17 protein-coding genes are annotated in these 15,368 nt (G+C 33.2%); 6 read left to right on the forward strand and 11 right to left on the reverse strand.

Annotated features, from left to right (window positions below):
• Positions 1 to 32: 32 nt before the first annotated feature.
• Genes Q73A0000_RS06770 through Q73A0000_RS06780 form a run of 3 tightly spaced genes read left to right on the forward strand, consistent with a single transcriptional unit; the run spans position 33 to position 987 of the window.
• On the forward strand, positions 33 to 398 hold the full coding sequence (locus Q73A0000_RS06770; protein ID WP_193813308.1) for a helix-turn-helix domain-containing protein: 366 nt from the start codon (positions 33 to 35) through the stop codon (positions 396 to 398).
• A 12-nt stretch (positions 399 to 410) separates the two neighbouring features.
• Complete coding sequence (locus Q73A0000_RS06775; RefSeq protein WP_193813309.1) at positions 411 to 641, forward strand: hypothetical protein; 231 nt, start codon at positions 411 to 413, stop codon at positions 639 to 641.
• Positions 631 to 987, forward strand: coding sequence for a type II toxin-antitoxin system RelE/ParE family toxin (locus Q73A0000_RS06780; RefSeq protein WP_193813310.1), 357 nt, complete (start codon positions 631 to 633; stop codon positions 985 to 987). The genes Q73A0000_RS06775 and Q73A0000_RS06780 overlap by 11 nt, the downstream gene beginning before the upstream one ends.
• A 143-nt stretch (positions 988 to 1,130) precedes the next feature.
• Here Q73A0000_RS06780 and Q73A0000_RS06785 read toward each other — a convergent pair whose 3' ends face one another.
• From Q73A0000_RS06785 to Q73A0000_RS06815, 7 genes are all read right to left on the reverse strand, one after another.
• On the reverse strand, positions 1,131 to 1,634 hold the full coding sequence (locus Q73A0000_RS06785; protein WP_193813311.1) for an SMI1/KNR4 family protein: 504 nt from the start codon (positions 1,632 to 1,634) through the stop codon (positions 1,131 to 1,133).
• A 4-nt stretch (positions 1,635 to 1,638) separates the two neighbouring features.
• Positions 1,639 to 2,445: an RHS repeat-associated core domain-containing protein gene (locus Q73A0000_RS06790; protein ID WP_193813312.1), complete on the reverse strand. Its 807-nt coding sequence runs from the start codon at positions 2,443 to 2,445 to the stop codon at positions 1,639 to 1,641.
• Between the two features lie 315 nt (positions 2,446 to 2,760).
• Positions 2,761 to 3,546: an RHS repeat-associated core domain-containing protein gene (locus Q73A0000_RS17010; protein WP_244140850.1), complete on the reverse strand. Its 786-nt coding sequence runs from the start codon at positions 3,544 to 3,546 to the stop codon at positions 2,761 to 2,763.
• Between the two features lie 907 nt (positions 3,547 to 4,453).
• Entirely contained in the window at positions 4,454 to 5,320 is an 867-nt protein-coding gene (locus tag Q73A0000_RS06800; RefSeq protein WP_193813303.1) for a tyrosine-type recombinase/integrase, read from the reverse strand.
• Positions 5,289 to 6,119: a tyrosine-type recombinase/integrase gene (locus Q73A0000_RS06805; RefSeq protein ID WP_193813313.1), complete on the reverse strand. Its 831-nt coding sequence runs from the start codon at positions 6,117 to 6,119 to the stop codon at positions 5,289 to 5,291. The genes Q73A0000_RS06800 and Q73A0000_RS06805 overlap by 32 nt, the downstream gene beginning before the upstream one ends.
• A gap of 87 nt (positions 6,120 to 6,206) precedes the next feature.
• Positions 6,207 to 8,276 carry a toprim domain-containing protein gene (locus tag Q73A0000_RS17015; protein ID WP_244140835.1) on the reverse strand — a complete coding sequence of 690 codons (2,070 nt, stop codon included), beginning with the start codon at positions 8,274 to 8,276 and terminating at the stop codon, positions 6,207 to 6,209.
• 5 nt (positions 8,277 to 8,281) lie between these two features.
• On the reverse strand, positions 8,282 to 8,593 hold the full coding sequence (locus tag Q73A0000_RS06815) for a CHC2 zinc finger domain-containing protein (RefSeq protein WP_193813314.1): 312 nt from the start codon (positions 8,591 to 8,593) through the stop codon (positions 8,282 to 8,284).
• 149 nt (positions 8,594 to 8,742) lie between these two features.
• Between Q73A0000_RS06815 and Q73A0000_RS06820 the strand changes: the two genes are divergently transcribed.
• The 3 genes from Q73A0000_RS06820 to Q73A0000_RS06830 are packed head-to-tail and all read left to right on the forward strand — an operon-like array spanning position 8,743 to position 9,673.
• Positions 8,743 to 9,108, forward strand: coding sequence for a helix-turn-helix domain-containing protein (locus Q73A0000_RS06820; RefSeq protein ID WP_193813308.1), 366 nt, complete (start codon positions 8,743 to 8,745; stop codon positions 9,106 to 9,108).
• Between the two features lie 12 nt (positions 9,109 to 9,120).
• Complete coding sequence (locus tag Q73A0000_RS06825; protein WP_193813309.1) at positions 9,121 to 9,351, forward strand: hypothetical protein; 231 nt, start codon at positions 9,121 to 9,123, stop codon at positions 9,349 to 9,351.
• Positions 9,341 to 9,673, forward strand: coding sequence for a type II toxin-antitoxin system RelE/ParE family toxin (locus Q73A0000_RS06830; RefSeq protein WP_193813315.1), 333 nt, complete (start codon positions 9,341 to 9,343; stop codon positions 9,671 to 9,673). Before Q73A0000_RS06825 ends, Q73A0000_RS06830 begins: the two co-directional genes overlap by 11 nt.
• Before the next feature lie 171 nt (positions 9,674 to 9,844).
• On the opposite strand, the gene Q73A0000_RS06835 is transcribed toward Q73A0000_RS06830, so the two are convergent.
• The 4 genes from Q73A0000_RS06835 to Q73A0000_RS16845 are packed head-to-tail and all read right to left on the reverse strand — an operon-like array spanning position 9,845 to position 15,362.
• Complete coding sequence (locus Q73A0000_RS06835) at positions 9,845 to 10,348, reverse strand: SMI1/KNR4 family protein (RefSeq protein WP_193813311.1); 504 nt, start codon at positions 10,346 to 10,348, stop codon at positions 9,845 to 9,847.
• A 4-nt stretch (positions 10,349 to 10,352) separates the two neighbouring features.
• Positions 10,353 to 11,159: an RHS repeat-associated core domain-containing protein gene (locus Q73A0000_RS06840; RefSeq protein ID WP_193813312.1), complete on the reverse strand. Its 807-nt coding sequence runs from the start codon at positions 11,157 to 11,159 to the stop codon at positions 10,353 to 10,355.
• Between the two features lie 45 nt (positions 11,160 to 11,204).
• Complete coding sequence (locus Q73A0000_RS06845) at positions 11,205 to 11,720, reverse strand: hypothetical protein (protein WP_193813316.1); 516 nt, start codon at positions 11,718 to 11,720, stop codon at positions 11,205 to 11,207.
• Positions 11,721 to 11,723: 3 nt separating this feature from the next.
• Positions 11,724 to 15,362 (reverse strand): DUF6443 domain-containing protein, encoded by a 3,639-nt coding sequence (locus Q73A0000_RS16845; RefSeq protein ID WP_244140836.1) that lies wholly within the window; start codon positions 15,360 to 15,362, stop codon positions 11,724 to 11,726.
• Positions 15,363 to 15,368 lie beyond the last annotated feature (6 nt).

Below are 15,368 nucleotides of genomic sequence, written 5' to 3' on the forward strand. Positions count from 1 at the left end.
TTGACTATATTTGTACTACCAAACTTTGAGTTATGCAAATAGGATTGAACATAAAAAAAATTAGAGAACAAAAAGGATTGCTCCAAAAGGAAATTGCTTTGGCAGCAGGTTTACATCCTGCCAATTACAATAAAACAGAAAAAGGCGAACGTGAACTTTCTATTGAAGCATTAAATAAAATTGCTCAACTTTTCGGAATGACCATCGATCAGATTATTAATTATGAGGGAAACATTCCTACTGAAGTCACCATTGAAAATAAAAATATCAATGAAAGACTTTTGTTGATAGAACAATTAGAGGACGAAGATAAAAACGCAATCTACCGCATTATTGATGGAATGCTTACCAAATCTAAATTCAAAGACTTCTTTAATAAAAACGTTGCAGCACTATAAAATTTAAATATTATGCAAACACAAAATATCGTGATTTTTGAGCCCAATACTTCCGAAGAAATTAATGCATTGAAAGCTTTTGGAAAAGCGCTTAAATTAAAGTTTAAAATCTCCGAAAGTAATATAAATGCTGATAAAAAAGCTATTATTGATAATATTACAAAAGGTTTAATAGAAGTAAACCAAATAGAAAAAGGCGAGAAAAAAGGAACTTCACTAAAAGATTTCCTCAATGAGTTATGATCTTATTCTTACCGATAATTTTAAAAAGGAAGCCAAAAAATTATTAAAAAAATACGCCTCGCTAAAATTAGAACTCGCAGAATTGGGCGAGCTTTTACAAGAAAATCCAACGCTTGGAATTTCCCTTGGAAACGGGGTTTTTAAAATTCGTCTTGCGGTAGCTTCTAAAAACAAAGGCAAATCTGGCGGGATGAGAATCTTATATCTCGTAAGAATCATTAACCAAAAAATATATCTTTTCTCCATCTTCGACAAATCTGAAAAAGAGAGTATTTCTGCAAAAGACATTACCGAAATTCTTAAAATGAAAACCTTTTATAACACAAAACCAACTTCTAAAAGTTAGCTTTGTTTATTTATGCCTCAAAGTGAGGACACTTTGCGGAGCAGGGCCGCGAAAAGAAAAATACAAAGTATTTTATAAAATAACAAAGCCAACTCAATGAGTTGGCTTTTAAGTTATAAATTTTGCGGAATGAGCAGGGTTTGTTATTTTTCTGTGCCATTATAATTATAAGTTTGAAGAGTCCATTTTATCATAACTTCTTGAACCCAATCTATAAAATTATCATTACAAACTTCTACATCTTCTAAATTCTCATATTCAAAATCCCATTGCCAAAATAAAACAGGACAAGTATTATTTTCCAATTTTGATAAATCTAAACAATAATGATTTCCTTGTCCATCTGGTGAGAATGGAAAAAAATTCTTGGGCATTATATTTTCCACTTCAAAATGCTCAAATTTATAAATCGCATCTAATGAGTTTCCTTTCAAATCAACAGACAAACCATAAACTTCCGTTCCTGCAAGGGTAATTCCATTATGTTTTTTAATAATATATATAAAATCCTTAGGAAGTTTAAATCCTATTTCTTCTTCTAAATTTTCAATACGGGAATCCCGAATATCTTCTCCTAAATATAAAATGTCCGTAGAAAATTTATATAGTTCTTCAAGGGTTTTGTTGCATTTTTCTATTATTTCCATAAGACTATTTTACATTAGGATATTCTTTCTTCCAATATTTCTGTCTAGCATTATTAAATTTTATTCTTTCACCTTTAGTAAGTGGTTTTTGACCTTTTGGATGATTCTTACTATAATTACCTTTTCCTCTGTGGTCATTTGGGTGCATTTCACTAAAAGGACCATCTGCATTTTGTCCCTCATGATGAATTTCAACTGACTTTCCATCTTTCTTAAATGTTGGTGCATTTCCAGGCTTACTAGGTGGATTTAATGAATCTCTAGGAACTTTATTTTCGTCAGGAACAGTTATTCCATTTACATCAGTATCGTCCGCTTCCGAATTTAAAGCTTGAGGAGAATGCATCATTGGGTCTATACGGGTATCCCAATTAAGAGTAGGTTTAGTTGCTTGATCTAAAGTCCACCAAACAGCAGTTCCTAGTAATATGAATAAGCCCACACCTGATTCTGAAGTTCCTATACCTGCAGAAATAGCTGCCGCATAACTACTGCTATTATCACTATTATTTTTAGATTTCCCAACTAAAGAAACCTGAGTTATTACAGAACTTCCATCTTTTATATCTGTCCACGTTTTGCCATTCCACATGAATGACCCATCACTATCTGTCCAAATTTCATCTTTTTTGATACCATCACGAATTGGGAAAGCTACCATATCAACACCCTCCATGCCCGTAGGATCGCTAAAAGAAATTGGATTATTCCAAACGTAACTGTAAGCTTCGTGAGTGTATGCACTTCTCGGGTCTATTGTTCCCCATCTCCCGATATCCGGCATATACATCCTAGCGCCGTAGTCGTACATCCCGGTTTCTTGTAATTCTTTACCGTTGTATTTATAGTTAAACGAAAGGGGTCGTGTTAGTTTATTTCTTAAAAAATTTAATTAGTTTTATTATTAATAAAATTATCAATGTTGGAACTAAAAAGAAGAGCAGCGTGTAAGAAACCCATCCTGCTGTAATTGTGTGATTCATCTCAAAGAAATATACTACTACTGAATAAATAAAAAGTAATCCAACTAATAATAGTAAAAAATTAATATACTTTTGGGGCCTAATAATCAACCATAATACTACAGCAAATATTAACGGAATCAATATTGTAAAAATATAGAACATTATTTTTTTTCTTCTTTTTTAGGTTCAGTAACGGTAGTTTTATTTAAAACCTCTTGTCCTCCTAAGAATTTACTTATATTTCCTAGTACTTCCTGCCACGACTGTTTTTGTTGTTCTCGTGCATAATTTTCCCCTTTACTAGTTGATTTGAGTACGCCCATATCTACATCTGATTTACTTGTAATAGTAAATCCTATTTTACCATCATCATATTGCGTAATATTAAATTGAATTATTCCTTTTTCAATATGACCCTCCATTGTCTGAAACGTTGCTTGTAAATTATTTTTACTTTCGTTAATATCCATTATTTTAACAAAAGAATTATTTAAAGGTCCGTTTATATCTATTTTAATGAAATTTCCTGTCTTGAAGTCAGATGATGTACCATTTCCATCAACAGGGTGATTAAATGTTGCTTTAGAGTTTGATAGAAAATCCTCAGGATTTTGTGAAAAATCAGATTTAAGTTTACTAAAAGATTGTTGAGAATTTTGAACTACAACTTGATACTTTTGAAATTGAGCGTCTGAACTAGGCGTCTTTAAGTCAAGTTTTCTTGGCTGTAAAAAAGAACTCATAATATATTCTGCCTCGAGACCTTCTATTTCCCTATGAGCAACCACTTTATTTTCAGAAAAAGCATAAGTGCTATTAAAAGGATATTTTTCTGCAAGCGGATCTATGTTGAAGAACCTTCCCACATCAGGCATATATTGTCTCCACTTAAATGCATAGAATCCAGTCTCTTGAAGTTCTTGTTCCTGAAACTTATAATTGTATATCCCCGCTCTACTTTTTCAGATTTGCCTACTCAAGGTTTTTTCGTGCGAGGCTTTACACTATGAACTTCTCCTCTTGCTCGCTTTTGTAAAGATAAATATTTTTTCTTTTTCAATTGAAAATAAATATTCGGGATTTTAGAACGATTTTTTGCGTCACAACTTTTTCCAAGGCTATAAAATAACTTCGCGTCATAATAACCCGTGCTGATTTACAGTGTTTTAGGATCTAGTTAAGCAAACCCGATTTCGCTTCGGTACAAGGTTATATTTGTCAGATAAGTTTAAAAAATAAATATTTAATATTATGGATTTAGTAATTTGTTTTGTAGTTGTGATGATCGTTTTGCTTATTGTCAGCAATAACATTGGAAAAGAAAAAAAGTGATTCTATTAAAAATCGTTGTTGTCGCTGTTGTAAATGTGGGATTGTGGCAAAAATAGGTGTAGGATCCGGCGGTGGCTTTTTCCACAAATCCACATTTCTTTTCTTTCTGCAACTGCTTTTCTTTTGATTACTGCATTAAAGCGTTGGCGCATTTTGTCCTTATTCCGGGTGGTTGTAGCGTGGGCAAAAAGTCTTTTTACGTTGGATAAGTAAGGGAAAGAAGTGGCAAAAGCGGTGGCGCAAAGGGCTTTGCCCGTTGCAGGAAAGCATTTAGCATAATCTCAAATTATAGGCAAAGATGGTGCTGGTTTGCCTGTAACGAAGCTTCAGCGGAGTGGAAGGCAACGGTGTAGCGTTGGCACTTGCGTATAATTTCTATTATGTTATTTGCTGTGGCTCTTCAAGCGTTGGACAAGGTTTTGGAAAGTGGCTGGAAAAATGTCTTTTTTTATTTGGCGGGCGGGATATTTAATTCAAAATGCAAGCGTTGGACTTTCTTGGCTCTTGGTTCTTTCTTGACTCCTATTTGATTGGATGGAACTGGTTGATCGCTGATTGCAGGGCTTCAATTCCTGTTTCCCGATACTTTTCAGTCGTGTCGGCGTGTTTGTGTCCGGCAAAATATTGGACTTTCCTTAAGTTCTCGCCCTGGTCTAATTTCAGTTTTATAACACTTTGGCGGATTTTTACGCTCGTGATTTTCTTTGTAAACGACTTCTGATAAGTTGATATAAGATAATTAATGTCATCATTTGTAATTTTTGAACCGAGTTTATTCAATAGAAAAATAGAAGTTTTTAGTATTTGGTTTTTAGATAAAAGTTCTCTTTCTTCCTTTAGATATTGATAAAATAATAAGATTTGTTCGGCTTTTAAATTCAGGATTCTTTCGTTGGTAATTCCTGTTTTTTGGATTTTTATTTTAGCATTTTTTAGGTCTAAATCTTCTATCTTTAATCGTTCAATATCACCCACCAAAAGTGCTTGGTTGACGATTAAACTCATAATTATAAAGTTTCTTTTTTTAAGCATTGGATAACGCTCTTTTCGGGGTTCTAACAGTTGTTGCAATTCTTTTTCCGTGAGCAGTTCCTGCAACTGTACCGGGTTTTCCTTTCCGTCCCTGATCTTAATGTTCTTTGCAGGATTGTAGGTGATCTGTCCTGTTTCCACTAAATAATCATAGTATTTTTTAAGAGCGTAAATCGTTCTGTTGATGCTTTGGGGATTGTAGTTTTTCCGCAGTAATTCTACATATTCCATTAAATTCTGATAGTTCAGTTTTTCAGGATTTTTGTAATGTTTCCTAAACTTCTCTATCTCATAAAGATAACTTTTTAAAGTTTTTTCTGTGAGTTCATTTTGTAGATAGGTTTGTAGATTCTCCATAAATTCTGGTATAAATTTGGGTTGTTCCAAGGCATTCATGGCCAAGAAAATCTCTTACTTTTTCAAGTTCCATTCCCTGGTTCAGAAGTTGGGTCGCAATGGTATGGCGAAGACAATGAAGCGTAAAACCTTGATTATTTAATCCTGTTTTTTTAAGTAAATATTTGAACTCTATATAAATTCTTTCCGATGTGATATTTATTAGTTTTTCAGTTTTATTTCCTTTCTTTTTTTCAATTGAAGTAAAAAATTTTAGGTCTTCTTTAACTTGCTTTGTAAATGGGATTACCCTTCGTTTTTTACCTTTTCCTTTTTTGATATACATTAAACAATTTTCCAAATCAATATCTTTTATATTCAGTTCTGATGCTTCATTCCGGCGCAGTCCACAACCATAACATAAGTGTAGGATAATGAGTTGTAAGGGACTGCTTTTTTCATATAGTTTTTTGATTTCCTCCGGACTAAATATTTTCCTTTCCTCATATTTTGGGGATTTTATTTTCAGTTGATAGGGACTCGTTTTTATTGCCCCAGTTCTTTGCAGATAATCAAAATACATTCTAATAGACCGCATTTTTCCTGCAATGGCACTTTGACTTAAATCCATCTTTGTAACCCGGCTTTTGGTAGTTTTTAAGACCTCAAAATAGTTTAAAACATCTTCTGAAGTAATACTGATTTTTTCCTTTTTAGAATAATTCAAAAACCTTTTAATCTCTTTTGGATAGGTATTTACAACGGTTTCACAATAACCTAAATTCTGTAATTCTTTTCTAAATATATAAAGATCTTCCATATTCTATGATGCTTTTGCTTACTCAATATATTCAGTTTTTCCGAACGCCAGATATTTAAAGTAGTTAATTAATTGATAATTAATAATTTAAACCATCGTAGGTTGTGCTTTAGCGTTCGCTTGGCTTCCGTTTAGTGTTCGCTTGCGCTCGGTAGCGTTCAGTTTTAATTCATCAACTTGCTTGGCAAAGGCTTCTTTTAGTTCCTTTCTAACTTTCTGAATATTATCACTATAAGAGATTTTATACCTAAATCCCTTGTTCGCAAAACCAATTTGCTTTAAATATTCTAACCTTACTAAATCATTGAGATAAAACTGCAATTGGGTTTTCTTAAATCCTGTGACTTCCATGGCATCAAAACGGGTAAAACTTTCTTCTTTAAAGGCTTTCTTTAACTGCTCAAAAAACTGTCTTAAACTGCCGTCTAATTCATCAATCTTTAAAATAATACTCTCGAATAATATTTCTACTGCATTCTCAATATCTTCAATTTCTGTTATTAAAAAACCCTCTTTTGTTTCTCTCTGATATTGATGGATAATAGTAATTTGCTTAATAATGGCTTGGAACATTTCATTTAAACGCCTTTTATTTTTTACATTATTGGGCAACTGTATTTGGGTTGCATAGGGATTAATCACATCGTAATGCTTTAAGTTTCTGATGATTTTCTGTATAAAACCTATTGCTTTTTCTTGAGTGCTTTTATCAATCTCTCCTGCATTTCTGCGGTTCTGATAGGATATTATTTTCTCTGTTTGTTCCTCGCTTTCGTTGATTGCCACAATAAAACTTCTATTCATATTATCCTCGTACAATTCGCCTTTTGTAGTTGCAGAAAGTGAAGAGAACTGTCCTTTTACGATTTTATGGGAAGATTTGTTGTTTCCTTTTTTATCTTTTATGGTTACCGAACTTCTCAACACTTGGTTGGAAATAAATTCTCTCAATGCATACAATGCATCTTCTTTTAATCCGTCTAAATCTTCAATGATTATTATCTTTTGGAATAAATCAAACTCTCCCCAATTATACAAACTGCTTTCTGTAATTCTTGTAAATCGAAGCACGTCTTCTTGTGGCATTAAATCCGCTATTCTACTGATAATATGGGTTTTTCCGCTTCCGCTTGAACCTTGTACTATTCCGTGTAACGGACTTTTATTGAGGTAACTTATTGTTATTAAAAATAATAACAATCTGCTGTTTTCTTCGCCAATAATTCCCGATTTTTCTATGAGTTTATTTAATGATTTTAGTAATTCTTTTTGCTGTAAAAAGTCGGTTGGGTTGCTCACAGATTTCACAGGCTTTTCTTCCGTAATCTCGACTGGATTCAAACCCGTAACCCTCTCTTTAACTTCTTCAATTTCATTTGAAAAAATAAATTTTGCCTCATTTTTACTATTTTTTTCAATAAGGTTCGGCGATTGCAAAGCAATTCTTTCCTCTAAAAGCTTGGTAAATATTTCTTCATCGTGTAACTGCAACGTTTCATTTACATCATTATTCGGTAATTCTACAGTAGAGATTTTAAATTTTGGATTATAGATTTTAAATTCATTTGCATACTTTTCAACCGCTTTTTTTCCTGCATCGTCTTGATCAAAACAGAAAATAATTTCTTCCAGTTCGGATAAATTTTTGATTGAGTGTAAGATTTCTTCATTCAATCCATTCGTTCCAAAACAACTTATCAAGCTGTAGTTATCTCGGATTTCTTTTATCTGAAGTAAACTTGCGCAATCGATTATTGCTTCCGTTAAAATCAGTTTCTTGGTTTCTTTCCTGGGATAATTTGGATAAAGTCCGGAACGATTTTTTAGATAATAATGTTTTGCTTTATCATCGTTTAGGATTGAGCGGAAGTACAATCCTGTAACTTCATTCTTCTGATTTCTGAGCGCAAAACAAATGCACCATTTCGCAAAAGGACTGTAACCTTTTTCTCCTGTTCTGCTGTTAATTAATCCTTTATCTTGCAATAATCCAACTTCTAAAGCTTGTTTTAATAATTCTTCCGTTTTCCTTTCTCCGTGGTGGAATTGGGCAGAGTTGTAACCAACCTCGATTCTCGTAAAATCTAATCCTCTTTTTTCTAAATATTCCTTTGCAGGTTTTGAGTTATTAATTGCATTTCTAAAATATTGGAACATATTATTTAAAACCGTTCCTTGCTGATTGTTGGATTTTCAGAATTTGGATTTATAATTTCCTGTGCTTTCCTTATCGCTTCGTGTTTCGTTAAGTTTTCTTTGTGCATTATAAAATCGATCACATCCATACTTTTGCCGTGTGTCTTGCAATTAGTGCTAAAACAATAAGCCGTTTGCGTTTTGTAATAGATCTGCATACTTGGTGTTTTATCCTCGTGGAACGGACAACACATTTTTGCATTCTTATCGGGTTTTAATCCGTAGTACTGCAAAACTGTAGAGATGGATAATTGGGATTTGATTGCGGTAATCTCCATAAACAAAGGATTAAAATTATTTTTAGTCTTTTTGACTATTGCAAAGTTATAAAATAATTAATTATTTGACAATTATAAAAGGTCAAAAAGTTTATATATTGTTTTTAAATATACTAATTGACTATATTTGTACTACCAAACTTTGAGTTATGCAAATAGGATTGAACATAAAAAAAATTAGAGAACAAAAAGGATTGCTCCAAAAGGAAATTGCTTTGGCAGCAGGTTTACATCCTGCCAATTACAATAAAACAGAAAAAGGCGAACGTGAACTTTCTATTGAAGCATTAAATAAAATTGCTCAACTTTTCGGAATGACCATCGATCAGATTATTAATTATGAGGGAAACATTCCTACTGAAGTCACCATTGAAAATAAAAATATCAATGAAAGACTTTTGTTGATAGAACAATTAGAGGACGAAGATAAAAACGCAATCTACCGCATTATTGATGGAATGCTTACCAAATCTAAATTCAAAGACTTCTTTAATAAAAACGTTGCAGCACTATAAAATTTAAATATTATGCAAACACAAAATATCGTGATTTTTGAGCCCAATACTTCCGAAGAAATTAATGCATTGAAAGCTTTTGGAAAAGCGCTTAAATTAAAGTTTAAAATCTCCGAAAGTAATATAAATGCTGATAAAAAAGCTATTATTGATAATATTACAAAAGGTTTAATAGAAGTAAACCAAATAGAAAAAGGCGAGAAAAAAGGAACTTCACTAAAAGATTTCCTCAATGAGTTATGATCTTATTCTTACCGATAATTTTAAAAAGGAAGCCAAAAAATTATTAAAAAAATACGCCTCGCTAAAATTAGAACTCGCAGAATTGGGCGAGCTTTTACAAGAAAATCCAACGCTTGGAATTTCCCTTGGAAACGGGGTTTTTAAAATTCGTCTTGCGGTAGCTTCTAAAAACAAAGGCAAATCTGGCGGGATGAGAATCTTATATCTCGTAAGAATCATTAACCAAAAAATATATCTTTTCTCCATCTTCGACAAATCTGAAAAAGAGAGTATTTCTGCAAAAGACATTACCGAAATTCTTAAAAATGAAAACCTTTTATAACACAAAAAAACCAACTTCTAAAAGTTAGCTTTGTTTATTTATGCCTCAAAGTGAGGACACTTTGCGGAGCAGGGCCGCGAAAAGAAAAATACAAAGTATTTTATAAAATAACAAAGCCAACTCAATGAGTTGGCTTTTAAGTTATAAATTTTGCGGAATGAGCAGGGTTTGTTATTTTTCTGTGCCATTATAATTATAAGTTTGAAGAGTCCATTTTATCATAACTTCTTGAACCCAATCTATAAAATTATCATTACAAACTTCTACATCTTCTAAATTCTCATATTCAAAATCCCATTGCCAAAATAAAACAGGACAAGTATTATTTTCCAATTTTGATAAATCTAAACAATAATGATTTCCTTGTCCATCTGGTGAGAATGGAAAAAAATTCTTGGGCATTATATTTTCCACTTCAAAATGCTCAAATTTATAAATCGCATCTAATGAGTTTCCTTTCAAATCAACAGACAAACCATAAACTTCCGTTCCTGCAAGGGTAATTCCATTATGTTTTTTAATAATATATATAAAATCCTTAGGAAGTTTAAATCCTATTTCTTCTTCTAAATTTTCAATACGGGAATCCCGAATATCTTCTCCTAAATATAAAATGTCCGTAGAAAATTTATATAGTTCTTCAAGGGTTTTGTTGCATTTTTCTATTATTTCCATAAGACTATTTTACATTAGGATATTCTTTCTTCCAATATTTCTGTCTAGCATTATTAAATTTTATTCTTTCACCTTTAGTAAGTGGTTTTTGACCTTTTGGATGATTCTTACTATAATTACCTTTTCCTCTGTGGTCATTTGGGTGCATTTCACTAAAAGGACCATCTGCATTTTGTCCCTCATGATGAATTTCAACTGACTTTCCATCTTTCTTAAATGTTGGTGCATTTCCAGGCTTACTAGGTGGATTTAATGAATCTCTAGGAACTTTATTTTCGTCAGGAACAGTTATTCCATTTACATCAGTATCGTCCGCTTCCGAATTTAAAGCTTGAGGAGAATGCATCATTGGGTCTATACGGGTATCCCAATTAAGAGTAGGTTTAGTTGCTTGATCTAAAGTCCACCAAACAGCAGTTCCTAGTAATATGAATAAGCCCACACCTGATTCTGAAGTTCCTATACCTGCAGAAATAGCTGCCGCATAACTACTGCTATTATCACTATTATTTTTAGATTTCCCAACTAAAGAAACCTGAGTTATTACAGAACTTCCATCTTTTATATCTGTCCACGTTTTGCCATTCCACATGAATGACCCATCACTATCTGTCCAAATTTCATCTTTTTTGATACCATCACGAATTGGGAAAGCTACCATATCAACACCCTCCATGCCCGTAGGATCGCTAAAAGAAATTGGATTATTCCAAACGTAACTGTAAGCTTCGTGAGTGTATGCACTTCTCGGGTCTATTGTTCCCCATCTCCCGATATCCGGCATATACATCCTAGCGCCGTAGTCGTACATCCCGGTTTCTTGTAATTCTTTACCGTTGTATTTATAATTGTAAGACTATTTAGGCGGAGGAGGTGGGTCAGGAATTTTAGAATCAAGCAAATCTCTAGAAAATTTATGATAGGGAATTTCTACAAAATTATTATTTTTCATTAATTCTTTCATACTGTAAACAATTTTGTTTTGTTTATCATTTAATATAGATGTTGTAAAAAATCTTTCGTGATTTTTATTATCGATGAAAAATTTTAATTTTTCCATTTCACCATCTTGTGGAAAATTGAAAATAATAGTGTCACCAAATAACAGTTTTACTTCTTTTTTATATTTGTTAAAATTAATTTTCTCTTTTCCTGCATAATATTTATAGGAAGTAAATTTCGAGGAACCACTTCCATTAATAATTTCTTTACACATATAAACAGAATCATTGCCATTTACAATTATTCCAATTCTTGGCTGATTTGGATTCATTGGAATACCAGTTGTTATTTCTATATATTCATTTGTATTTGACTGACATGAAATGATCATGGTTACAATACAAATAAATAAAATATTTATGATTTTCATACTTTATTTTTTTTCTGTATCACGATGAATAAGCTTTCCATCTTTTGCAACATTAATATATGATCCATTAAAATTCCACATATTTTGTTTAATCTGAGAGTCTCCCAACTTAAGTTTTAAAGCTTGATTTGCTTGTTTCAAAATATTGAATCCTTCTTTTGTATAAGTATTTACTTTATTATTAGTTGGGTCTTTTAGATATTCTGCCTGCATATAATAGTGTTGACCATTTTGTGAAGACCATGTATCATATTGTCTATATGCTTTGGGAATACTACTTGAATTTTTATAGCCGTCATCATCTAAATCTAATGCATTAAGATCAGCATGCAAAAAGGATTCGTGCACAATATGCTCTAATGTATTAAAAAATTGGCTCCCTGAATCACCGAATGCTTTTCTTGAAATTAAAATGTCCACATTTGCTCTATCACCTTTCATTTTTCCTCCCGTTTCACTTCCTACATTATCATCAGTCCTTACTCCATAAGATAAATCTATACCTTTATCATGGAATTCACCATTAGCTTTAGCTTCAAAAATAGTTTTCCCTCCATATTCAACTTTTTGCCCTTTCTCCATATATTTGGATAAAAAAGTTTGTCCCTCTTTTGTTTTAGCGAAAAAGACAAAAGCTTTATACTGTTCTTCATTACCTTTCTTCATTATATCACTTAAATCTAATTGCATTCCATCAGGATCTATATAAAGAATAGGATTGTTTGCAGTATAGTTAAAAGGTGAAATGTTAAAATATTTTTCCGCCAACGGATCTACGACTCCCCATCGTCCAATATCCGGCATATAAAACCTTGCCCCATAATCATACATACCGGTCTCTTGAAGCTCCTTACCGTTGTACTTGTAATTGTACGGTACACTTAAAGGATCGTAAACAGCAATCTCGGTCGACTTAATAAAACTCATTCCGAAAGGATAATAATCATTGGTGTCCATCACCTTCAAAGAACTCCCGTCTTTTACATAGCTCACCCGAACATTTCCAAGGTGATCTTTATACTGGTAAATGTAACGAAAGTTTTCGTAATCGTAAAAACCTTCTGCGGTGGGGAAAAACGACAGAATCATCGGTGGTTCCGCATTTTCTGGCGGAGCCACGATCTTAGCACGGTCTTCTAACGGGGAGAAGGTTTCAATGTTGGCGGCTTTGGCAACGCTTACTGTTTCATCGTCTTGCTCTTCTAAGGCCATTCTTAAAGGATCGGTATTGGGAGTAGAATATTGAAAACCGTCTAAATATTCGGTATAGACTAGAGAAGAACCCATTTTGTTGACAAAATTAAAGGTTTTTTTCAGTTTTGTTCCATCTGCTCGGTAGAGATAATTAGTGGTGTTTCTTCCTTGTTTAATGGTACTTGGAAGGTTCAAAAAATTATAGGCAATTGGCGTGATTATTCCTTTATCTGGCATTTGGGTCATATTACCGTTCAGATCATAGGAGTTTGACAAACCACCACCCTCGTAACCGTTGGTATTGGTGCTGGGATCATCAATTTTTTGCAAACGGTTGCTTTGGTTGTTATTTTCGTAGGTGTAATTCAGATCATCAATCATGTTTGCGGCAGTTGATTGTTTGAAAGAGAATCTTTTCAGGTGGCTAATATTTCCATTGGGATCGTAATCTAACAACTCATTGTATTCTTCAGTAAAGATAAAATCTGCGCCTGATTTTTCGTAATAAAAACCTGCTAATAATCTATTCAGTGGATCATAAACGTAGCCATATTTTTTTTCTGTAGCCGCCGGATCTACGCTGGATTTCCAGGTAACTGCGGATATATTGCCATTGAATTTTTCTTTTACTTCTAAGCTTTGGTCAGCTACATAAGGTTTTTTGGTAAAATTTGAAAGCGGTTCGTTGTAATTTATTTTGTAGTTAAATAACTTTGAAGGTTTAAAATTCCCTGCAGTATCGAGGTTAATTCCCGTCATCCAGCCACGGATATTGTAGGAATAATCAACAGATTGGATGGGAGCAGAAATACCAACACCTGTTAATGGAACTGCGGTGCCACCAACTTTTTTATTAGTAAGTTGCCCGATTTCGTTGTAGGTATTTTCAACAAGTAATTCATCTTCAGCTTGATTATTCACATTATGAAAATGTTTTTCTAAAGCATTATTATATTGGTTATAAACAAATCTTTCTTTGATCTGCAACTCATTATCCGCCGATTTTCTTTTGTGATAAGTATATGTTTTCTGTGGAATGCCGGCAAAATCGAGATTTGATTCGGTTTTGGTATAACCTCCCAAATAATTGAAACTGTAGGTGCCAATTGGTCTTGCTTTAATATCGTAAAAGGTGTAGTTTTTTGTCCAACCATTGTTCTCTATATTCTTTACCATGGAAGCAGTAGGTAATGATTGAGTGGATTGATTTACTCCGGGAAGAGAAGTATCTTTTAGAATATCAACCCCAAAGATCTGATCTCCCGAAGGAAAAGGTGTTCCTGTAGGATATAGATCATAATAGTTGACGGAAAGCAGGGTGGAAATATTGGTATAATATCCTTTGGTATATTGGACTGTAATTCCATTTTGAACAAAGCCACCATTGGTATTGTTATCACGTGTTTCTATTATAATTAAATCTTTAATTGCGTCTTGCCTGCTGAATCTTGTTCCACCATCATCAAGCATTCCTGTATAAATAACCCTTCCAAATTGATCGTACTTGGTAAAAAGCCATTTGCTGTCAGCTCGCAACAACGCATCTTGGGTCAATATCAGTCGATCTGCTTTGTCATAAACCATGTATTCCCAATCTTTGCCGGGAAGTTTCTTTTCTACTAATCTTCCTTTCCCATCGTAGCGGTATTGGTAACATAGATCATTTAATGTATTGGGTAACGTTATAATACCCACAGCTAAAGGAGAAATCACAAAAGCCAGTTGATTGTATTCATTGTATACATAATAGGTGTCGATTTTAGGATTGTTGCCATCGCTTTTTCGTACTAAGAGCGTTTGTCCTTCCCCATTTTTGAATTCGATAGTTTTGTTGTGATCTTCATCTTCCACGGTATTTTTATATAAAGTTGCCTCGGTGTAGAAACCAGTATCCGTTAAAACAGAGTTGGTTCTACCGTCTATCCAATTGGTAGATGTGTTAAATTTTATAACGTCGTTTGTAGCATTAGCTTCATAGGTAAAATTGATGGGTTTATTCGCCCACGCTGCACCGGGATTAATTTGGGCATTTATTCTGTCTAACGGGGAATTTTCTAAGACTTTGTGAGAAAAAGGATTGGGATCATTATTATATGATGTAACCGCTAATGCTTCAACATCAGATTGAATCCCTCCATTAAGCGAACTCATCGAAGCAGGAAGCCAAGAATCTACTTGTCTTCCAAAACTATCATACGGAATGGTGGTTACCAAATCCTTACCCGAAATTGTTGCTCCAATTGCAATGTTTTGTTTTGGTCTGCCTAATCCGTCGAAATAAGTGACGGATTGCTGTTGTTTTGTATTTGTATTGCTGGTTTTTGTGCTATCTAAATAGATTCGGTTGTAAACGTAATTTTGATCGCTTGAAATTCCACTTGGTAAAATTGTTTGTGAATATAAACTTACAAACAACCCTATGGTTATTATTAGATATAGTTTTTTCATTTTTTG

The organism is Kaistella flava (ex Peng et al. 2021) (assembly GCF_015191005.1).
Classification (GTDB): Bacteria; Bacteroidota; Bacteroidia; order Flavobacteriales; family Weeksellaceae; genus Kaistella; species Kaistella flava.